Source organism: Enterococcus lactis, assembly GCF_015751045.1.
GTDB lineage: Bacteria > Bacillota > Bacilli > Lactobacillales > Enterococcaceae > Enterococcus_B > Enterococcus_B lactis.
The window spans coordinates 1-20,930 of the sequence record NZ_BNJW01000011.1; the positions used below are offsets into that span (position 1 = coordinate 1).

At 35.3% G+C, this 20,930-nt stretch carries 29 protein-coding genes; 1 reads left to right on the plus strand and 28 read right to left on the minus strand.

What is annotated here, in order from left to right:
* The 21 genes from KFO35_RS07140 to KFO35_RS07240 all read right to left on the minus strand — a co-directional run.
* Positions 1–820 (minus strand): BppU family phage baseplate upper protein (locus KFO35_RS07140; protein ID WP_244653256.1); only part of this gene is annotated, 820 nt, incomplete at its 3' end.
* Between the two features lie 15 nt (positions 821–835).
* Positions 836–3,097, minus strand: a complete 2,262-nt coding sequence (locus KFO35_RS07145; RefSeq protein ID WP_156272123.1) for a phage tail spike protein — start codon at positions 3,095–3,097, stop codon at positions 836–838.
* Positions 3,098–3,106: 9 nt separating this feature from the next.
* On the minus strand, positions 3,107–3,844 hold the full coding sequence (locus KFO35_RS07150; protein WP_156272121.1) for a phage tail protein: 738 nt from the start codon (positions 3,842–3,844) through the stop codon (positions 3,107–3,109).
* Between the two features lie 50 nt (positions 3,845–3,894).
* On the minus strand, positions 3,895–7,314 hold the full coding sequence (locus tag KFO35_RS07155; RefSeq protein WP_156272119.1) for a phage tail tape measure protein: 3,420 nt from the start codon (positions 7,312–7,314) through the stop codon (positions 3,895–3,897).
* 16 nt (positions 7,315–7,330) lie between these two features.
* Positions 7,331–7,513, minus strand: coding sequence for a hypothetical protein (locus tag KFO35_RS14400; protein WP_002305377.1), 183 nt, complete (start codon positions 7,511–7,513; stop codon positions 7,331–7,333).
* 2 nt (positions 7,514–7,515) lie between these two features.
* Positions 7,516–7,878, minus strand: coding sequence for a hypothetical protein (locus KFO35_RS07165; RefSeq protein ID WP_064375999.1), 363 nt, complete (start codon positions 7,876–7,878; stop codon positions 7,516–7,518).
* A gap of 21 nt (positions 7,879–7,899) precedes the next feature.
* Positions 7,900–8,505: a hypothetical protein gene (locus KFO35_RS07170; RefSeq protein ID WP_002318244.1), complete on the minus strand. Its 606-nt coding sequence runs from the start codon at positions 8,503–8,505 to the stop codon at positions 7,900–7,902.
* Between the two features lie 11 nt (positions 8,506–8,516).
* Positions 8,517–8,921, minus strand: coding sequence for a hypothetical protein (locus tag KFO35_RS07175; RefSeq protein ID WP_002319774.1), 405 nt, complete (start codon positions 8,919–8,921; stop codon positions 8,517–8,519).
* The gene (locus KFO35_RS07180; protein ID WP_002318246.1) at positions 8,914–9,315 is read right to left on the minus strand and encodes a hypothetical protein; all 402 of its coding nucleotides are present in this window, start codon (positions 9,313–9,315) and stop codon (positions 8,914–8,916) included. Before KFO35_RS07180 ends, KFO35_RS07175 begins: the two co-directional genes overlap by 8 nt.
* Entirely contained in the window at positions 9,305–9,658 is a 354-nt protein-coding gene (locus tag KFO35_RS07185) for a phage head-tail adaptor (RefSeq protein WP_002336345.1), read from the minus strand. Before KFO35_RS07185 ends, KFO35_RS07180 begins: the two co-directional genes overlap by 11 nt.
* Positions 9,648–9,959 carry a hypothetical protein gene (locus tag KFO35_RS07190; RefSeq protein ID WP_002318248.1) on the minus strand — a complete coding sequence of 104 codons (312 nt, stop codon included), beginning with the start codon at positions 9,957–9,959 and terminating at the stop codon, positions 9,648–9,650. The genes KFO35_RS07185 and KFO35_RS07190 overlap by 11 nt, the downstream gene beginning before the upstream one ends.
* Positions 9,956–10,831, minus strand: coding sequence for a phage protein (locus KFO35_RS07195; RefSeq protein WP_047936918.1), 876 nt, complete (start codon positions 10,829–10,831; stop codon positions 9,956–9,958). Before KFO35_RS07195 ends, KFO35_RS07190 begins: the two co-directional genes overlap by 4 nt.
* Before the next feature lie 9 nt (positions 10,832–10,840).
* Positions 10,841–12,001, minus strand: a complete 1,161-nt coding sequence (locus tag KFO35_RS07200; protein ID WP_113787860.1) for a phage major capsid protein — start codon at positions 11,999–12,001, stop codon at positions 10,841–10,843.
* Positions 12,001–12,687 (minus strand): head maturation protease, ClpP-related, encoded by a 687-nt coding sequence (locus KFO35_RS07205; RefSeq protein ID WP_137203085.1) that lies wholly within the window; start codon positions 12,685–12,687, stop codon positions 12,001–12,003. Before KFO35_RS07205 ends, KFO35_RS07200 begins: the two co-directional genes overlap by 1 nt.
* Positions 12,650–13,828 (minus strand): phage portal protein, encoded by a 1,179-nt coding sequence (locus KFO35_RS07210; protein WP_064376002.1) that lies wholly within the window; start codon positions 13,826–13,828, stop codon positions 12,650–12,652. The genes KFO35_RS07205 and KFO35_RS07210 overlap by 38 nt, the downstream gene beginning before the upstream one ends.
* Positions 13,829–13,847: 19 nt before the next feature.
* On the minus strand, positions 13,848–15,542 hold the full coding sequence (locus KFO35_RS07215; protein ID WP_064376003.1) for a terminase TerL endonuclease subunit: 1,695 nt from the start codon (positions 15,540–15,542) through the stop codon (positions 13,848–13,850).
* Entirely contained in the window at positions 15,520–15,834 is a 315-nt protein-coding gene (locus KFO35_RS07220; RefSeq protein WP_002286538.1) for a P27 family phage terminase small subunit, read from the minus strand. Before KFO35_RS07220 ends, KFO35_RS07215 begins: the two co-directional genes overlap by 23 nt.
* Before the next feature lie 103 nt (positions 15,835–15,937).
* Positions 15,938–16,219: a hypothetical protein gene (locus KFO35_RS07225; protein ID WP_002340808.1), complete on the minus strand. Its 282-nt coding sequence runs from the start codon at positions 16,217–16,219 to the stop codon at positions 15,938–15,940.
* 4 nt (positions 16,220–16,223) lie between these two features.
* Positions 16,224–16,568: an HNH endonuclease gene (locus tag KFO35_RS07230; RefSeq protein ID WP_002305386.1), complete on the minus strand. Its 345-nt coding sequence runs from the start codon at positions 16,566–16,568 to the stop codon at positions 16,224–16,226.
* Between the two features lie 25 nt (positions 16,569–16,593).
* Positions 16,594–16,761: a hypothetical protein gene (locus KFO35_RS07235; protein WP_005876810.1), complete on the minus strand. Its 168-nt coding sequence runs from the start codon at positions 16,759–16,761 to the stop codon at positions 16,594–16,596.
* 431 nt (positions 16,762–17,192) lie between these two features.
* A complete protein-coding gene (locus tag KFO35_RS07240; RefSeq protein WP_162836702.1) occupies positions 17,193–17,330 on the minus strand; it encodes a hypothetical protein in 138 nt (45 codons plus the stop codon).
* A 286-nt stretch (positions 17,331–17,616) separates the two neighbouring features.
* On the opposite strand from KFO35_RS07240, the gene KFO35_RS07245 reads away from it, so the two are divergent.
* Entirely contained in the window at positions 17,617–18,558 is a 942-nt protein-coding gene (locus KFO35_RS07245) for a hypothetical protein (protein ID WP_125028443.1), read from the plus strand.
* Here KFO35_RS07245 and KFO35_RS07250 read toward each other — a convergent pair.
* The 7 genes from KFO35_RS07250 to KFO35_RS07280 all read right to left on the minus strand — a co-directional run bounded on the left by KFO35_RS07250 (position 18,531) and on the right by KFO35_RS07280 (position 20,923).
* Positions 18,531–18,719 (minus strand): hypothetical protein, encoded by a 189-nt coding sequence (locus KFO35_RS07250; protein ID WP_125028444.1) that lies wholly within the window; start codon positions 18,717–18,719, stop codon positions 18,531–18,533. The two genes, KFO35_RS07245 and KFO35_RS07250, sit on opposite strands and share 28 nt — an antisense overlap.
* Positions 18,720–19,131: 412 nt before the next feature.
* Positions 19,132–19,518, minus strand: a complete 387-nt coding sequence (locus KFO35_RS07255) for a DUF7448 domain-containing protein (RefSeq protein WP_024635617.1) — start codon at positions 19,516–19,518, stop codon at positions 19,132–19,134.
* A gap of 12 nt (positions 19,519–19,530) precedes the next feature.
* Complete coding sequence (locus KFO35_RS07260; RefSeq protein ID WP_104884883.1) at positions 19,531–19,944, minus strand: ArpU family phage packaging/lysis transcriptional regulator; 414 nt, start codon at positions 19,942–19,944, stop codon at positions 19,531–19,533.
* A gap of 75 nt (positions 19,945–20,019) precedes the next feature.
* Positions 20,020–20,316: a hypothetical protein gene (locus KFO35_RS07265; RefSeq protein WP_114634668.1), complete on the minus strand. Its 297-nt coding sequence runs from the start codon at positions 20,314–20,316 to the stop codon at positions 20,020–20,022.
* Positions 20,313–20,516, minus strand: coding sequence for a toxin PIN (locus tag KFO35_RS07270; protein WP_156272115.1), 204 nt, complete (start codon positions 20,514–20,516; stop codon positions 20,313–20,315). The genes KFO35_RS07265 and KFO35_RS07270 overlap by 4 nt, the downstream gene beginning before the upstream one ends.
* Positions 20,513–20,734, minus strand: coding sequence for a hypothetical protein (locus KFO35_RS07275; protein WP_156272113.1), 222 nt, complete (start codon positions 20,732–20,734; stop codon positions 20,513–20,515). Before KFO35_RS07275 ends, KFO35_RS07270 begins: the two co-directional genes overlap by 4 nt.
* Positions 20,735–20,923 (minus strand): hypothetical protein, encoded by a 189-nt coding sequence (locus tag KFO35_RS07280; protein WP_156272111.1) that lies wholly within the window; start codon positions 20,921–20,923, stop codon positions 20,735–20,737.
* Between the last annotated feature and the right edge of the window lie 7 nt (positions 20,924–20,930).

Here is a 20,930-nt window from a genome sequence, read left to right on the forward strand (position 1 = left end):
TTGGGACTGTCATAATATACACATTATTAGGAAGCAACGCTGAGCAATTTGGCACGTATATATTTCTGTTTATGTTGACTGCCGAAGGATCGCTACTGTCTAGTTCTAAATATGTTTCGTGATCTTTGAAACAAGCTAATGGTTTTGTCATTGTTGTTCCATTACCACTAAACTTGCTAAAATCTAGGTTAGGTGCTAAGTTAGCTCTTCCAGAATAATCATAATTTCCGAAGTCGATGCTGTTACTGTACATCACTTGTAAGTTACCTAACTTATAAATTTCTTCTTTCAGAGCATCTAACTTGTCTTGTAGCGTTTTAGCTTGACCAGTTAAATCATTAATCTGTTGATTTAAGCTGTCCACTCTACCTTTGATTTCAGCCATAAAAGCATCAAAAGTTTCGTTATACTTTTGAATCAACTCTTCCAATTGCGAAACATATTCATCAGCTTGGCCTTGCGAAATGTCAGACACTCCTAGTGAGAAAAAAATGATATCTTGCGTTGTTAAAATTTGATTGTCTTTTCTATATTCTACATAGCAGTGTTTATAATACCCTGTTTCACTCATAAATGTGCCATCAAGAGAAAATGTGACTTCTTCACTAGTTACACTAGTTGCAACACTATCTACATAACGGTTAGATGGTGTTGTTCCTTTTAAAGTAAATATTCCGCCACTCGTATCCATCTGCAAGCCATTTAAAAATGGTTTAACAGTCACCGTGATCCCTTTATCACCTTGACGAGCCATGATAGCTTTGGTGTAGTTTAATTCTTTGCTGAAATCTAAAGCCAAATTATATAAACTGCTAGCCATTTATATACCTCCTTGCTAAAATTCATTTTGGTCGTATTCGTGCACATTATAATCATGGTCATCAAGTTCTAGACGTTGATGCTCAAAACCTTTTCTGTGTGCTACTAAATTCCAAGAAAATAATACATTAGGTGTATCAGTTTCAATTACAAAATACTCTGGTGTAGTTTCTGTTACCGCGAATTGACATAATTTATTAGGTGTTAAGAATACATGATACAAACAAAGCGTAACTGTTTCTGCATAAATAGGGTCAATTGGCACATTAACAATGCAGTCTTTTCCTACTACAGCTTCCCCATAATCGGCAAAATAATTTTCTGGTGTTTCATAGGCATTTAATAGTCTTTGACCATAATGTTCTGTAGAGACACTGGCATTTTTAGTACCACCAGTAACACTAAAACCAGTAGATCGAACGTTAGCTATCGTTAACTTACCATTATACTTGTGAGATAACTCTACCCCAATACTATGGTAACCATTAACATTTGCCATGTTCGATGGTACACCAGTACCATCATTTCTGCTACCTGCCATCAAATCAAATGATGTAGACGTATTAACACCAAATGTACCATCATTAAAACTAAGTAAATACGCTGGAAATCTTGCATCACCCTTACTAACGGTAAACCCTTGTGCTTTATCTAATAATTGGAATCTGATATTTGACGTTGTTGTACTTCCGCTGGTAAAGTTTTCTGGTTTTTGTTTAAAATATACAACCCCATCACTGTTTCTTTTCCAAGAAATATCCCCATTTTTGATTTCTGTAGTAAAATCTGTACCTTGACTGGTTATTGTACCCCCTGTAATTGTAGAACCTTTAATCGTTACCCCTTCAATATTAATAGCCTTTAATACACCAGACGTAATAAAACTAGCGTTAAACACGCCGTCTAACGTCCATGCTGTTTCATATGTTCCGTTAATACCAGTTTTAGAAAAACCAATACCAGCGTTGTTGATTTGCAAAACATTCCGTGCGGTATTCTTATCTGGCGTGTCCATAATCAAAATACGACTAGGCGCTTCTTTAGGATCTAATAAAACATAACCACCATTTTGACCAGTAATCATATCAGTTTGATGATCTACAATATCATTGATTAAATCGCTGATTTCGCCGCCATTTTTCAATTGATCAATGGCATCATTAATCAAATTACTTATATTATTCTCTGTATTTTCTAAGAAGTTTGTTTTGACGTTTCCTACAACTAATTTATCGTATGAGTTAGTTAAAACATTAAACGTATATTCCACAATTCTTGCTGACATATTCACTTTTAACTGTGGATGATACACATCTACTCCGTCACCCATCGAAACTTTTTCCAGATCAACAAATTTTTCATAACCTCTTTGATGTCTCAATGGTACTAATTCAATCGAACCACTCACTTGTGGTTTTTGTTTATCTATGTTTGTTTTCAACCAGTCTTTAGCAGCTTCCCTTAATGAGGCTACATTAGTCGCTTTGTCTTTAAAATCAACAAAAGAAACATATCCAGCAGGATAATCATCCACGTAATCCGTGAAAATAACTTCTTCTGGTAGAGTGATCTCATCTTCTCCTTCTGACGAACTGCTAATGAATGGATAAACTCCAACTAAAACACTTTGAGCATCTATCTCTAAGTCGAGACCAGTTAAGTTTTTAGTATAAATCGCTTTGATTTTATGATCCGTACCTAGCCTTTTTTCATGACGTAATGTGTTATTATCTTTAAGAAATTCCCCATGAAATCGATCTAGAATAGACCCCTCTTTTCCACCAAAGAATTCTAAAAAATTCGCTTTTTCTATCTTCACATTAGCAAGCGTATCTACTAATGATGTGAAAGAAAACTGCGAAGGAATAACTGGTTTCGCTAAAGCTTTTGCGTTTTGCCATGCCTGAGTAGCAGTGATCTTTTCTGTTCCGCTGTCATATTTATTCAACACCGATTTTCTTATATCATTGAAAATAGGTTCAGCTTTTACTTCTATCGTATTGCCTATTACAGAAGTCTTTGCATAATAAATCCTTAGACGCTGTTTTGCTCGATTTTCATCTACATAGCACTGAATAATACGCCCCTCTATAATCAAGTCTGCATTAGTTCCGCTTATTGGATAAGTACCCTGAAATATCTCGGCTCCGTTTAGTTTATTGCTAACAGTAGCTGTTAACCAGTCTGACAAAGCGCCTAAACCTTGCGTATCATATAAATGTTCAGCTAAATTATTCGCGTCGTTTTTATCGTAAATAGTTATTAAATTATCGATCATCTATTTCACCTACCTTAACCCATTACGATAAATTTGTATTTTGCTCAAACCAGTACAATTAAAATAATTAATATCCACTTGCAACGTCGGATATTGCATGGTCTTCATTTTGTTGGACCGATCTAAAATATCTCCGTCCGATTGCTCTTCGTAGCAAAGCATCAAATCACTATCAATGACTACGTCAGTTCCCACTACTAAGCCTTCAAAATTAAACACATAATCATTTAAGATGAATTGGCATGAAGTAGCTGAAGGAGTGATGATAATCTTTGGAAAACTTTCTTCTAAACTATTATTCAGCAAGTTAAATGACTGTGGTTTATCTACGGTTATTGGTACGTCTTCTTGAACTCTTGCGAATGGTTTCGCAGTGATATTCACATCGAACTCTCCCCATTCAACAATATCGTTTTCTGCATCCCCAATATCGATAGTCTGGATAACGTAATAGACGTTGGGATCATCAGAGAATTCTAATTTCTTTGCATAATTTAACCAATGACGCATGATATAAAACGATTGCTTGAACGCTTGATGGTCTTCCACATCCTCTAAATAGTTATAGTGCAATGTAAACGACATGTCTTCAAACGAGTAATCTTGTACTAAGCCACCTAACCTTCCTAAAACAGAAGTCTCAACTCTCTGCCTTTTTGGAGAAGGTATGGTTGGTCTTTCCGCTAAAGCCAATTTATGCAAATAATCAGGAAATCCATCGATTATAGAATGTATACAATCAGTCATTTTTTCACATCCTTTTTAATACTAAAAAAACAGGAGAAATACTCTCCTGTTTAACGCCATGCCGAAGCATTATCATTTTGAACTTTTGTAATGCTATCAATGATTTGTTGAGTTGTTTGCTTCATAGTAACTTCATCTGCGTTACCATCAATTGTGAAATTGAATTCGTAGTTGTTCACAGGTTGAATCGTTTGTGCCCTAGATGAAACTGATGTGCTACTCAAGATACGATCACCAATTTCTTGCAGCACAGATCTTTTCAAAGGTAAAACTGCTTCAGGTCCTGCTTCACCGACACCGATAATATTCGGAGAATTAAACACACTACCTTTCGCATACCAATCAACACCCAACGTTGGGATTTTTCCCTTCAATGGATTGAATTCCCCACTCAATTTAAAATGTGGTAACGGAATATGTGGTATCGAAATATTCAGATTATCAAAGATGCCACTGATTTTATCTCTAATCCAATCAATCGGAGCGCTAACAGTCTTTTTGATACCTTCCCAAATGTTAGCAATTGTACTTTTAACATTATTGAATATGTCGGAAACAATACCTGTTAGATTGGACCAACCGCTTGAAATTGCATTTTTTCCATCGTTTACTTTGGAGCTAATAGTGCTTGTAATTCCATTCCAAAGATTCAAAGCAGTGTTTTTGATACCGTTCCAAATTCCGCTGATCCACGAAGATATACTATTCCAAACACTTTGAATGGCACTTTTAGCTGCGTTTATAGCATTGCTTATACTACTAGTCACACTATTCCAGATATTTGATGCTGTAGAGCTGATTGAATTCCAAATTCCACCTAACCAACTAGATACAGTTGACCAAATATTTTGAATTACTGTAGCAGCTGCTTGTACCAAGCTAGTGATTGTATTCTTGATACTGTTCCAAATACTAGAAGCTGTTGCACTAATTGAATTCCAAATATTTGAAGCCGTAGTACTAATAGATGTCCATATACCATTCCACCATGCCACTACTGGATCAAATATAGTATGGAATGTAGTTACAATTCCATTCCAAGCGATGCTTATCCATTGTGTCATAGTATCCCAAGTATTTTTAAGGAAATCAGAAATAGGCGTCCAAACAGCTTGCCAAGCTGCGCCTAATAACTGTCCAGCTACATCAAAAATACCCACGATAATATTAATACCAGCTTGGATCAATGACGTTATTAATGTCCATGGTATTTGAACAATTCCTACAATGTCCGCCCAAATAATCGACCATACTTCTTTGACTCCGTTCCAAATATTTGAAACCCAATCAACGAATGCTTGCCAAGTCTCTTGGACTCCTTGCCAGATGTTGGAAGCTCCTTCAACTAATCCGCTCCATAACTCTCCAAACCAATCAGAAACTCCTTGCCAAATTTCTTGAACCCAATCTACAAATCCAGACCAGGTTTCTTTGACTCCATCCCAAACTGATGAGGCACCTTCTTTTATACTTTCCCAAGTACCACCCAACCAATCAGTGAATTTACTCCATATTCCCTTAAACCAGTCAGTAATTGCACCCCAGTTTTTTATAATTGCTATAACTCCAGCAATAGCAGTAATAACTGCTCCTATTATTAATGTAGTAGGACCACCTAGAGCCATGAAGCCAACTATTATTGGCATTAATAAAGTAAATGCAGCAGTCAATCCGCCAATTGCTACGGCATAATCCTGTACTGGTTGTGGAAGATTATTAAACGCATCAGCCATCTTTCCTAGAAAATCAATTACTGGTTCGAGTGCATCTATGATTGTGTTGCCTATAGGAGCTAATGAATCCTTTAATTCAGCTATTTTCCCGTTCAACTCTTGCAACGGAGTAGTAGAATCTTCATTCATTTTTTGTGCAGATCCACTAACATCATCAAATGTATGGTTAACATCAGTTAAAGATTGGACAACTTTCATCGCATTATCTTCGCCAAGCGCAGACCAAATTGTCGAAGCTTTATTTAATTGGTCGTATTGACCATCCATATTGCTAAAATCTTGAATCATGGAATTAATAACGTCTTTTTGTGTTCCTCCGCCATTTTTCCACTCTTCAAAAGCTTTTCTAGTACTTTCACTAAACATATCCATGTTTTGCTCAAATCGACCATCTGTTAACGATATTCCCATTTCCTTAACTAAGTCATTGACTTTATCAAGGTTATAAGCACCCGCATCTAAACCATTTTGAAGCATTCCGAACGTTTCATCAGCTGAATATCCCATTTGACTCCATAATTGGCTATATTCTGCCATATTGTCGCCTAATTCGTGCGTTTTATCTAAACCGTTTTGAGTACCCGAAACCATTAAATCCATTGCATCTTGAGCACTCAAGCCGAAATTGACCATTAAGCCATTTACACCACGTAACGTTTCATCCATATCAGCGCCCATGGTGTTTTCTAGGACCATAGCTTGTTCCGTGATATTTTGTAAATCTTGATTATTTAAATCGCCTAAATTACGCTTTACCAAAATCAATGCATCTGTGGACTGATCTAACGATTCTCCAAAACCTTTATAATAAATGTCTCTGGCTACATTCGTTAATTCTTCAGCCTCTTGTTTAGACAAACCAAAATTAGCTTGTATCTTACTCTGGGAACTACCTACACTGTTAGCAGAGTCCACTGCTTGTTTCCCTAATTCTGTAAGCTTATCGCCAATGTCGCTTAAAACGTCAGAAGCTTCCATTAAATTATTCATATCTATTTTGCTTCCGATATCGTCCAAGTTAGTTGTATCTACGTTTTTAGCAGCTTGTCCTAACTCTTCAAATTCACGTTCAGCATCATTAAGCTTCGCTTCCATCTGCATTGCTTCTGTGGATGTAGCGCCAAATTCAGACTGTGTAGCTTCTAACTGTCGTCTTAGGATATCTATCGTTTTCTCCGCATTTTCAGATTGTTGAGAAACATATTCTTGGGCTTTCGCTAATTTCTCGGCTTCAGAAGCTGATTGACCAGCAGTTGCTTGCCATTTTTTGTATTCGGATTCAATCAGAGAAGCACTAGCTTGAACATTTTTTTGTTCACTATCCAACTGTTGCATTGTAGACTCGTACGTCTGTATTTCGCCTTTTGCTTGAGCTAGTGCATTACTCGTTTTATCAATTTCGTTTGACAAACGTTGTTGCGCTGTTTGTTGATTAATCAGTTCCCTTTCAAGTTTCTGAACTTCGGTGGAATTTTCTCCATAATATTTTTTCGCATTGGCTAAACGTTGGCTAGTTACTTCAACTTTTTGACTTTGTAATTCATACTGCTTCTCTAAAGAAGATAATTTACTTCCTAACTTGTCTGATTCAGAACCAGTCTGTTGTAATTGAGCTTGTTCTAGTTTTAATTCTGCTCTATTTTTAGTTAATTCAGCGCTGATTTCTTTTAACGTAGATTTCAATCCGTCATCGTTAGCTATGAAAGTTACTTCTGCTTCTGTTCTCTTTTTAGCCATTTTTTACCTCCTTTCTTTAATTTTTTTGGGATTGATTTATTGCGTAGTTCTTCCATCCTTCATAAGCGCTCTTGTTGTAAGCCATTTGTAAAATGTCATCTAAACAGATATCGCTTAAAACTAAATCTGAAGGCATAGAAAAAACGTCGGTCAACATCGAATAGACATCGACCCACGTTTCAACTAAGAGCTTTGGCATTTTTACTTTTGAAGCTTTTTTTCCATATTTGCTTTTTCGAATTCTTTTTGATAGGCATCTCGTGCTTGTTTGAACATCATCAATTGATAAATATAGCTGGCAGTAGCCATATCAAAATCCCATTTATCAATAAATTCATCGAATGAAATATAATCAGTCATGTTCGCTTGGCGGTAAGCAATATACACAGCCTTTGCACCTTGAATAACAGAAATATCCATGGATCCTTTTCCCACAGTCATTTTTGCAAACTCGTCTGTGTTAAAATCTCTATTGATCATCAATAATTTCTTGATATTCAGTTTAGGTTCTAAATTCAAAATTGTTCCATCGTTTAGTTCAATTTTTGAGTAATCTTCGTTCATTTTGCTACCTCCGTTTTATGTTTAAGCTTGAGTCGTTGTAGTAGTGGTTGTTGAACTCTTTTTAATCACATCAGCAGATAGATTCGTCATCCATTGATCCGTTAAGTCTTCTTCAAGTTCTGCAACAATTGCTTCATGATAGAATTTACCAAATTCATCTTGCATAACTTTTGTTTCTAGTTCTAACGCAGCTACTTCATCCGCACCATTTTCAATAGAGAATGTTAATCCTGTATTCGAAGTGCATGCTAACATACCAACTAACTTGCTATTTTCTTCGAAGTCATCCACGATCTCTGCAGCAAGTGAGAAATCTTCGCCTACGGAATCAGGACCGTAAGAGTAAATGCCTGGTTTAATACGTTCATCTTGTTTCAATCCATTGAAACGTCGATAAACTTCCATCGGTACATGTGCAGTAATTGTTACCGTCATATTGATTGGTTTAGATTTTGATTTTACTTCTGTCGCTCCACATTTTTTAACCACCGTTTGCATTTCTGTTTCGCCATCTAATTGTCCGTTACAATCTGTTGCGATTGCATTTTCTGCGTTCTTAAAATTAAAAGCAATTCGTTTGATACTCACGTTATCGAACGTTGTTACTACAGTTGTTGTTTTAGCCATTGTTGTTCCCCCTATTTATTTAATTTATCGAATTGACGAATCAGAAGTTCTGTAATTGGATCAAGTGCAAGACCTAATCCTCTTCTCATAAATTCGTCTGGCTGATTTCTTTTAGAAGTACCTATCCCCAAATCAGGATATTTTAAATACTCAAATTTTCTTGTAGGTCTAATGATGAAACCCAAATTAATATATTGAGTCTTAAGTGGACGACTATTTTTTGCGTGTTGGTGTCCTCTTCTTAAATCTGCTTCAGAAACAGGAATTTTTTCCGTAATCCTATCCACTGCAATATCTGAACCTTTTGATTTCAATGCTTCGTTAATCAGTCGTTCGCTCTCGCTTGAATAGCGTTCCATCCGCACAAGAAGTTCATCATGTCCATTTATTTTTAGCTCCCAACTATTTTTAGCCATGACAATCACTCTTCAATAATCGTCTAAACGTAAATACCAATTGATCGATATAGCGATCTTGATTTTCTAGTTTTAAATGGTTGGGATCCATTCTCTGAAAACGAATCGAACGATTTTGAATCAATGAAATAATATCTAGTGAATCTCCTGTTAAATCTTCTCTATTTTCTGAATAGAAAGTTAGATATAGATTTTGACCCACGCTATATTTTGGTTCAGTGATCATTTCTATTTCTCCTGTTTCGAGAATGAAGTAATTAAAATCATCAGGTAGCTCATCCTCGCCAACAGAGTCTTGAAAGAGTTTTAGCTTAAAATGTTCTTCTAAGGAAGTTTTGATAGCAGAAATTTGCTTATTTAAACGTTCTTTTTCTTTAGAATTATCAATCACCATATTCACCCACACTTTCAAGATAAAAATAGATATAAAAATTATCGTAATCGGCATAGATAACGTTGTAACGCATACTATTGATTACGATAAAATATTGATCTTTATTAAATTTCTTGGCGATTGGATGAAATGGTGTCTTTACTTTCTTAGTTAATTTCGATCCCATCGCATCCATAGCTGTTATATCGCTATCTCTCATGGAAAGATTTCTAAATTTTAAAGAAGTGATTTCTGTATCTTCTACACCAATCTTTTTTCCTAATTCATTTCTTTTTGTGGTTTGCGTCAAAATCTTTAACCATCCATCGTTGAACGTTTCTTCGAGTCTACGATTATTCGCCATTCCCATCACCTGCAATATATTCTTGTAGCGCATAATGTTGAATGAAACCTAATAACTCACTAGCGAAATTTTGTTCAAACTCATCTAAAGCACGATTCCAGTCGTATCTACATCTTTCGATTAGCAATCCGTATTCTAAGCTTTCGGGAGAAAAAGAAAGAGTTGTACTCACTTTACTTTGAAGATAAACAGCATTTTTAGCTATCATCTTTTTAATTGACTCATCTTCTTCATTCCAGGTAACGTAAATATTATCCTTCACAGCTGTTAGCAATTCTTCAGTCACTTGTTCAGGCGTCATCTAACCACCGCCTTAATTGCTTTAACATATGCGTAAGAGCATTTTTTCTTGTTTACAAATGATAAATCTTCATCAAAAGGTGTGGAAGTCACGTATCTCCCTTTGAAAAATAAATCTTCATCATTTGTTGTTACTCCAGCATTATGCAAGATTTTTACTTCTTTAACTTTTTCTATTGGGTCAGTAGCAAAACAAAAGTCTAATTCCTCGTGAACTTTAGGACCAATATTGAAATACATCATGTTCCAAAGCTGTGCCCACATCTCGGATGTCCATATTTGTATATTTGTTTTTTGCCCTCTAAGGTAGCGATATAGCCGATTAGAATCTAGATAAACCTTTTTCCAATAATTCGCTTTAGGACGGTTAATAACCCACTGTGCGCCTCCTGAATTAGTGTTTATAGTTTCCAAAGATTCTACTGTAACATTTACAATGTTTGCCATATCTTTTAGAATATTTTCTCCGTTTTCACAGCTTCTAATATAATCAAGACTTAGATAACTACAGCAGTCGCTACAATACCAAACATCATCTTTAGAAGGCAATTTGCGCAAATTAATTCTTTTATTGAAAATGACATCCGAATCGATATAGAAATATCGGTCGTTCTCACGCGAATGATCTTCTTCTAAATATTTCCACCATAAATATGGTTTAATCGAAGGAATATACTCTTTGTCGTCCCGCAGATCATCGTACACATGAACTTCAACGCCATATTCCTTCTCAAAAAAAATAGGAATCTGATCATCGTGTCTGCTGAAAAGCAATACGATATCTTTGATTCCTAGTTTCTTCAGATTAGTTAAACAAACTTCAAGCTCCCATTTAAACCGATTGATTGCCGGCTGACAAAGAATATACTTCATTCTGATCACCTACGCTTGTGTTGTAGTTGTTGTGGTTGTTGGTTTTGTAGTTGTAGTAGTAGTTCCCAAAGCGCTAATATCTAACACAATGAAACTATCGTTACGTTTAGGTTGTCCATTTGCATATTGTTTAGCTAGATAAATGCGTTCGTCTTCAACAAAATGGTATTCATCTGAAGCTTCAATTTTTAGTGTAGATCCTACACCCATAAAGTAATCTGAAGCTACCCCAATAACTGCTTTTCCTTCTGGCACAGCTGTTGACTGCAAGTCTGAAACTGGTACTGGCAATACTTGTACATATTCTCCATTAGCAGTTAGTACAGTCTTAGCTGGGAATACTTTAGACCAGTAATCAGTTGGATTCACAATTAGGACCACATCAGAAGGATTCACATTACGATAAATCGGATCATCTACACCTTCGATATTGAATTTTGATAGTCGTGCCATCAAACCACCCATAGTTGCAGCATCTAAAGCTGTAATAGGTTCTGCTGTTTTTTCAGCATATTCTCCGCTAGTTTGTTTGCTCATGTCACGCATCATTCCAACTGGCATATCTTTACCAGTACCATCAACAATTGCTTGTTCTAATGCAATTCTCAACGATTCAACTAAAACAGTACGAACATAACGATCTAACCATACTGGACCTAAGTCAAGCATTGCCTTACATACAGGGATATAACCTGATAGCTTGAACTGCTTCATGTTAATTACGTCAAAGCCATTATCTAAAACTCTTTTAACAGCTTCGCACAGTTTACCCCACCATGCTGGATTGACTCCACGTGACACAATCCATTCTGTTACACCAGTTGTGTTAACAAAAGTAATTTTTTGCAATAGTGGATGAGATTGTTCTAGATCTTCAAATACGCGTTCAAATACAGTAGCTGGTACTAATTCTTCAACCCCTGCAAAACCTTCGTTATTCACCACTTCGTTATAGAATTTTGTTTCTTGCGTAGTTAACACACGCTGACCACGATTCATTAATACTAATTGATCTTGATTTTTTGCTGTTGCTTCTTCTAAAATTTTATCCTGAATTTCCTTAGATAAGCTTACCATAGCTGCGCTAAAAGATTCTTCGTTACCATCTTTAAAAGCCTTCATCAATTGGTCGCTTGCAGCTGTTACACCTTTTAAATTTTTAACTGTCATTATTTTGCATCTCCTTGTCCAAATGTTTTATTTAATGCTGCTGTAAATGCAGCAATTTTTTCTGCTCTTTTTTCTTCAACTTCATTCAAAATTTCTTCAACGCTTTGTTCTTTTTTAGCTTCAGTACCTGAGCTATTTTCTGCATCGATAATTTCATCGACCAATCCATAACTCAAAGCTGTTTCTGCATCCATAAACGATTCTTTTTCAAGAAGTTCTTGCAATGCTTCATCTGTGCCATTGAATCGTGTTTTATATGAAGCCTTTACCGATTTATCAATTGATTCCAGTTGGTCAGCAATCGTGCGAAAATCATCGACATTTCCTTCTCCATATGTGGAAGCGCGGTGAATCATCAATTGTGCATTGTTGTAGATTTTTATAGTATCGCCAGCCATTGCGATAATTGAAGCAGCACTAGCGGCTAAGCCGTTAATCACAACGTTAACTTTTGCTTTATTTGACTTAAGTAAGTTCCCAATAGCAATCCCTTGAAATACGTCTCCACCGTTTGAATTAATCACTACTTCAATTTCTTCTTGATCACCTAGACTATCCAAAATATTTTTGATTCCCTTGTCAGTATTCCCTTCAAAGAACCAACTAGAACCAATAAATCCCTGAATAAAAATTTGCGGTACTGTGCCTTCATTCTTTACTGCTAGAAATGTTTTCATTGTTGTCATTCGCCTCACCTCCTTTCGATACTTGTTGGTTGTTTTTAGTTATAAATATTTCATCTGCCATCGCCTTATCAGAGCGATCATTTCCAACGCGTTCTCTTCCTTCGTTGATTGTAAATACCCCATTTCTAATGCCTACATCAATAGCGTCAACCAAATCTTTGAAGCTAGTAATCTTGATCATAGTTGTATCCACACGTACAAAATTCCCTGACAAGTATTCTTCTGCTTCATAGAGACTAGCGTTAAACGCATCCTGAATAAGTTCAGCAATCGGTATGATTTCGAACATTAAAAAAGCGTCCACTTGATCCGATAACCCACTCATGTCTCCCTTTAGTAGGTTTTTCGGAACGTGAAACGCTGCTGCTGTCATCTCAAAGATGTCGTCTATTAAGTTTTTTATATCTCTTGAATTGCTTTGGAAGTTTCCGCTGAAATCTTCTAAATTGAATCCTTCTTGTAGTTGGAATACTGCCCCTGCATTGTCCGCTTCCATGAATGGTTTGAACTGCGATGTCATCATTTTATTGATTTGGTCTTGTGTTGTATTGTCTTGTGGTCGAAATAAATTCCCTTTCAATACGTATCTACGAGCGTTAGAACGCTTATAAACATTCATAGCACTAGAAATGAGTTTCCCATACGCTTGATAATACGCATCGACTAGTTGCCTGATTTGTTGATCTGCGTATTTTATATAGATAACATCACTTTCTAGAAATTCTCTATCAAGGACTATGTTGTTAATTTGTACTTGAGAAAACACATCATCTTTTAATGCATACTCTGTGACATCCCAACTATCCGCAATAAATATTTCGCTAGAATTATTAGACGGAGAAACGATCAATACTTCATTGTAGAATATTAATCTCCTGATCAGTTTTTTTCTAAATTCTGTTGCATTATTTTTCTTATTAGGAGCTACATTCAGCCTATAGTAAAGATCATTCTTTTTATTTTTTCCATCTTCATATGACTTGAATTCCGCTTTACTCATCGCATTTGCAATCAAATCAATACAAGTTTCAATCGCAAATTTTCGATACACAAAATCAACTTGCAATTTACAAAAGTATTCTTCTAAAGGAACCGTTGCTTTTTTTGTGAAGTATCCTACCGCCTTTTGAAAAATCCCCACTTTCTCACCTCCTTTCAAGTTAGAATACTAGAGGAGTAAATCCAGTTCCTGTATTTTCTACTGAACTATTTGTGACTGTTACAGGAGCAGAATCATAAATATCATCCAAAAAATTCAAACCATGAAGGAATGAAAAAAAGCCATCCGTTTTTCTAGTTTCAGGTTCTATTTTTTCATAGCGTATATTCCCATTAGAAATATGCTCTTCATATACATTCATGCAATACCAACGCATAATTGCATCATCACCAAAATATAAACGTTGATTAATAAAAAGGTCATCAACCAGATCTTTTAACATACCATGTGTAACAGATCCGCTTCGAACAATTTCTACAGTAAAACCTGCTTCTTCTAAAGCGGGCTTCAATATTTTTGCACGGTACATATCCATAGCGATTTTTTTAATGTAATATTTATTACTCATTTCAAGAAACCAACCTACGATATAATCAGCTTCTATATTTTTCCCATGAACGATCTGTGATTTACCTTGATCTATAGAAATATCTATAATCTCTCGTTTTATGTTCTGTAATCGAAGAGCTGATTCGTGGATAAAAGTATGTTGTGTAAAATACACATCTTTATCATATTTTCCTAGCAACCCAACGCTGGCAAAATCTCGTCTATCAGCAAAATCGACTGTTCCTATCACTTCATCCATTTTTTCAGGAAATTCTTTTTCTTTCGTATGCAGAACATCATCATATGAAGCAACAGCAAAGCGTGTGTCTTCCATTGGTCTGTTCATTCGTTTCGTCATGAACGTAAGTCTTAAACCAGCATTACGTTGCATTTGAGAGTATTCTTGAAACATTTTCCGTTTTAGATCTGCATTGTAATTAATAGTTGGACAAGCTTTTTCCCACATGTCGGGATCATCAACTTCATTATCGTTATCCAAGCGACAAATAAATGGAAACAAACTAGAAAATTCTGCTCCATCCTTGTCAATTCCAAGTTCTCCAGAAAGAATCATTTTTGATTCTTCTATAATGTCATCAAGCGGACCACCACGAACATGACCATTAGTTGTATCATAAAATTCTCTATAATCTCGAATTTTACCACCACCAGAAGTAGCCACATTTATCATTGAATAATCTTCATTTTCGTGAATTTCATCAAAGCGGTTTGCACCTGGTCGCTTCCCGTCTTTTGTTCTAGCGTTTGCCGTGTTATAACGAAGTTTGCTATTTGTAGCAATATTTTGAATAACTTCCTTCGTAGCTTTAAATACTTTTTTATCTAAATCTGGATGATCTTTAATTACTTTAAATACATCATCAAAACTAGTCTTTGCTTGGCTTTCGTTATTGGCATAAATATCAATATCATAATTTTTAACACCGTGTTTTGCAGTCAGCAAGAAAAAATTGTTCCAAGAAGCAAAACCAGTTTTACCATTACCACGTCCCATTAATGAAAGATATCTATTGAACACTAGCGTTTTATCTTTTTTCCATCGGACTCCATAAATAAAACATTGTAGAAATTTTTCCCACGGAATTAATTCAAATGGAAAGTATTGTGCTGGTATATTGATTGAATCCTCTACCATTTGCTTATCGAAGTAAATATCTTCTCTAGTAAAGACTCTTTCTTCTAGATACTTTTTTAGCAATAATTGCTCTTTGCATACCTTGATAGTGCCTTCTTCTATAGCTTTGAACCAATTTTCAATATGCTTATAACTCAGGAATTGATTCATTTGCTTCACCTACCAATTCAGGAGTAATGGCAAGTTTATCCAACATCAATCCCATTTGTTTATTGACAGAAACAAGCAACGCTACTGATTCATTCTTTTTACCATTCTCCAATCTAATGCCGTTCTCGGATATATCTTCCTCCAGTGATATCGCCGTTTCCCATAAACTGATATAACGATCAACATTATCTAAGAATGGCTCAATATTTGTTTTCTGACTTTCCAATTGGCTTATTAAAGAGCGGCGTAATTTTTCTCTGTAGCGATTTTGAGACAATTCGTTTTTAAACATTCTAGCCCTCCTTTCATGATAAAGTTCGAAAAAATATTTTTTCCTGACAGCCCCCTCCGTTTCATCACCCCCAAAAAAATTGCGATTTATTTTAAGGGGGGGGTTATCTCACCATCGGAATGAAAGCTTCAGCGAAGTCAATGTAATAATTAATCTCTTCAATGCCATATCCAAAAACATTTTTTATTCTTTCAACGTTATTATCTTTATTCAACGCTTCTCTTACTTGATTCACTTTGTATTTGCTACAACAGTTATCTGATAACAGATCCCTAATACCTACATAGCGAACGTATATCAAACGTTTAATTAATCCTTGTGTATAAGATGAATACTCTTCAATCTTTTCTGTATCATACTCTCTGCCATTGTCATTGATGATCATGCACTTACCACCTTTCACTTGCGTCGAAGTTAGCAAAGCTTTCTATCTTCTTCTCTTGTTTATCTAATGCTGTAAGATATCTGCCATGAACTTCATTATGATGTTCAACACATAAACAAATAAGATTATCTAAATCTAAAGCTAAGTCAGGTCTATCCTTGACTTCCTTTATATGATGAACGTTCTCTACTCTATGATACTTACCTAGTCTTCTACACTCTTGGCATTCATAGTGATCTCGTTTCATCGCTTTCTCTCTAAGCCTGCGCCATTTAGGAGACTGATAGAACTTAACTAAACGATCTTCTCTTATCAACTGTAATAGCCATCTATAGAATTCCTCGGTCATGTTCCGTCTCCTTTCGCAATCTTATTTAATGCTTAGCTATTCTTTTGCCATACAATGGAATAACTTCGTTGTTTTCCTTTCGTTTATATGTATCGCTCTTTATTGGTCTTCTATACTTTCGTACTATCTCACCGTTACCATTTTGCACAGTGATTACTTCATACTTCTGTTCTAAGTATTGTGGTCTATACATTGTTGTTACCTCCTTTATGTAAAATAAAAAGACCACTCAATGAGTGATTCTCTATGTAAAAACTACACCTCAGCAATGAGATGCAGTTATACCTCTGTACGGTTTTACTGACAGGCAGTTATGGATCACCGTAAACCAAAGCCACTGGCAATGAATCGAACATTGCATGGTTGCCGAAGCATTGACCTAGCACGCATGCTTAGCGTCTACCCTTTCCGCTACAGTGACACTATAAAATTATTCTTGGCTGCTACTATTTTTTATTTTGTCCATTTTTAAATCCAATCATATAGACATTAAGACAGAGCGCAAAAATTGAAATTATTAACGCCGTCATTTCTCTTTACCCACCTTTTTTAATTATTTAGTTAAGTTATATTTTTCTGATACTTGGTATGATTTCATGAGTGCAGCTGCTAAAAAATATACTGCTAAGAAACTTGGATTGTGAAATTAGCAATTTCATCTAAAGTTTCTTGTAACTGTTCGACTTGGTCACTAGCCTTGTTGAGCAGTTCTTTTAGTTCAGTCAAATCTAATTTGAAAGTTGCTTTGATTTCTTTATCCATTCGTTTTCCCTCCAACACATAAATTAATAGACAGCAACAAAATAACATTGCTTTGATAATTTGGTATCGACCACTATAAATTTCTTTTCTTGCAATTATTTTTAATATATGCTAGATTATCAACCGATATAGTCACTGCCTGTACTAGCGGAAACTAGTGCAGGTTTTTTGTTCTATTTACTCAAAAGTTATTACGATAAATTCATATTGTGAAAATAAATACTAAGTGTATAATTTTATTTATCAGCGAGTGGTCCGCTGAAATATAAAATAAAAGGAGTGCATTATGCGATTAAGAGAAGTGCAAAAAATCATTAATGAAAATACAATTGACTTAGCCAACTTAAAAGTAGAATCATCCACTTCGGGAAATTCTCAAATAAAAAAAATTTTGGGTTATAATACTTTCAGAAAGAGTATAATAAATCTATTGGAAACAAATCTTTTCCCTCAGGAAAAAGAAATAATTGACAAAGAACAGTGGCTACCATCTTCCGCTTCAGATAGCATGAGTTATGGGGTTAATAGCTACAATAATTTTATGAAAATAGTACAACAAGTAAAGTATAAATCGGAAGGAATTACAACAATAATTTCTCAAAATCTCCATAGCGAAAGCGAAGATAGCAATTCATTAATAATAAGTTTACCTGATAGAGAGTTATCATTTGATGAATTTTCTGAAACTATATTAATTCTGAAAGACACATTTAAATTGTTAAGAGGATTAAAAGAGTTTCAAACAGACGTTGTTGTTGAAAACTTCGATGTGGGAACCAATTGGTTAGTAGTTTCTCTATTATCCTCTACTGCTGTAACATTATTTGGCAAGCTTGTATCTTTAGTTCAGAGAAGCCAAGTAGGTACTAGGCAAATAAAAGCTTTAGATAAGCAACTGGAGTCTTTAGATTTAGACGAGCAAGTAAGAGCAACTGTTCGCGAATCCCAAATAAAAGCCAATCAAGCAATATATACAAAATTAACTGAACAATTTTTAACATCAAATAATCTATCAGAACAAGCAGAAATAATTACTCAAATGACAAAAGTTACAGAAAATATTGATAAAATACTATCCATGGGAGTCGGATTTGAAGCTTCTGTCTCAGCTTCGATAGAAGTATCAAAGTCTTTTCCTGATTTAAAAGAACAAAAATTATTGGATAGTACAAAAATAATTGACTCATTAAAAAAAATAGATCATAGTACAGAAAACGAAGAAGATTGAAATTGCAAAACAGTCTCTAAATCTAATATTTCCATTTTTAATGTTTCAATAATCCCAATTAATAGAAGTTTATTTTCGTAGTTTGCATATTGACATGCATTTTCTAATAGTAAAACATCTTTTTTTCTTTTGTTTAAAATATCTACCAATTCATTTTTCATAATGAGCCTCCTTGAAAATAATACAGTTTAATAGAGAGCAGCAGATGAAAGACGACAAAAACATGTTTATTTTTTTGAGTGCTACTGTCCCAATCAAAGCAATGCAAAAGAGCCACAGATACCAATTAATAAAACGGTTGAGATGTCTTGGCTCTTTTATAGTTTTACCATTAATAGAATAGACAGCAACGGATGATAGATAATAAGAACAGTTAGAAGAAGTTGAAATTCACATCCTTATTCTTAGTATTTCCGTTGCTGTCTATCGAAGCTTAATTGTGAAACAATAATAAAACGATGTTCCTTTTATTATTATTTTGTCTCAGACCTATCACTAATCTTTCGACACTACCATAATATCACTGGTAAATAGCTAAAAACCGCCATCATTCCGCCAAAAAACCGCCATTTTTTATGCATCAGTCACTACACAAAGTTTGTCTTTGACTTTTAAAGCACAAACACTATAATAGTAGCCGCCATTTCCATCATTCGCTGTACATTTCGCTTTGGCGATTTCATTCCGATTATGATACACAACGACTTCAGCATAAGAAGTATGTCCGTCACCATTATATCCACGCTTACCTTTATCAAAAATTTTTATATCCGTAATAACCGCATCAAGTTTTACATTTTTGAATTCACCTCCAGCGTATGCGCAGCAATCATACTCGCTACATACAACTTCTAATTTTGTTCCATCTTCTAAAATTAATTCACTCTCTGACCATTCTACGATTTTTTTGAAAATAAGATCTTTTTTCAACTCTTTCAATGATACATAATCTTTCCACATTATATGGTCCTCCTATTTATAAGCAATTATTTCCCCATGTTTATACGCTTCTGCAAACTCTATTAGAGCTTCCGACTTCATCCGTTGTATACTTCTTTCTGAATAACCCACTTCACGGCTAATTCTGTAGTTTGAGAAGCTATCTGGCACACAAAAGCTGTAGTAGAGTATCTGACGACTAATCAGACTAAGTGCCATCAAAGCCGCTAGAATCGCATCTCTCTCTGCTTCTATATCCATCATCTGAATGATCGCGTCCTCTGCCTTATTGCCGTGCTTCGGTGCCTTCGGCATATCGGTTATGATAGGAGACTTAATATCTATCAAAGAGCGACCTGCCATCCGCTCCAAACGCCGAAAGTTCTTCAGCACATCTCTCGCATTACATCTTGTCTGTTTGAAATCTACCTCTCGTAACAATTGCATCAAGTCAAACCGCTCCTTTATGTGATATAATAAATGTGTTGGATTTATTGAATCAGCCGGAGCGATCCGGCTTTTTTATTTGTCATTGATTAGTTCCATATCCACCAATCTCGCTACAGCTAAATTCTCTTTACTTTTCGCTAACCACTTGTCGCATTCCATCGTGTTTTCAATACGAATGATCGCTGAGTGATTATAGAGATGCTCTACATATCCACGAAACGGATAGATGAACTCCTCTGCTTCGCAGCGAACCATGTCACCGACTTTGAATTTTGGTTTCTTACGTGTTTTAGGGTTCTTTGTCGGCATATCTAGCATTAAACCGCCGATACCATGACTACTAGCGTAAAATCCGTCTTTTAGTTTCATCTCATTTCCTCCCATTTACGATCATCATTTAATATCGAAATCCCAAACTTACGAATAGCATTACTCGCATCAGCAACACACTGACTTGCCACTTTATATGCTTCTTCTGCAGAAACTCCGTATTCTTTTTCGAACTTTGCCTTTAGTACATTCAGTTCCTGTTTTCTTAGTTTTGTTACTCTGCGGTGTCTGTTGTTCATTCCGCTTCCTCCAATTTTATAGATAATGTTTTCGCAGATGGTGATTCTGCTTTTTTTAACTGCACTATATCTTTATTTGCTGATCTTTCATCAAAATACTCCTGAGCTCTCCTCTTGTTTTTTGTAAAAACTGGCTTGCTATCATTCCAGTGATGGAAATAAACTTTCTTAAACGAATCATCTGTGTAATCGAACAGATAAAATGCTATTTTGAACATTCATTCCGCTTTCTCCGCATCCATCGCAATGATGATTTCACTTTCAATCCCTACTCCATCTCCATCAGGGTTCAATTTAAATTCCTTCGGAGTCATTAAACACTTTTTACCATTTGAAATTACCCAGAAATACAACATAGCTTCTGCCGGCATACTTCCTAATATTTCCAATGCTTTGTTTACTTTCATTCCGCTT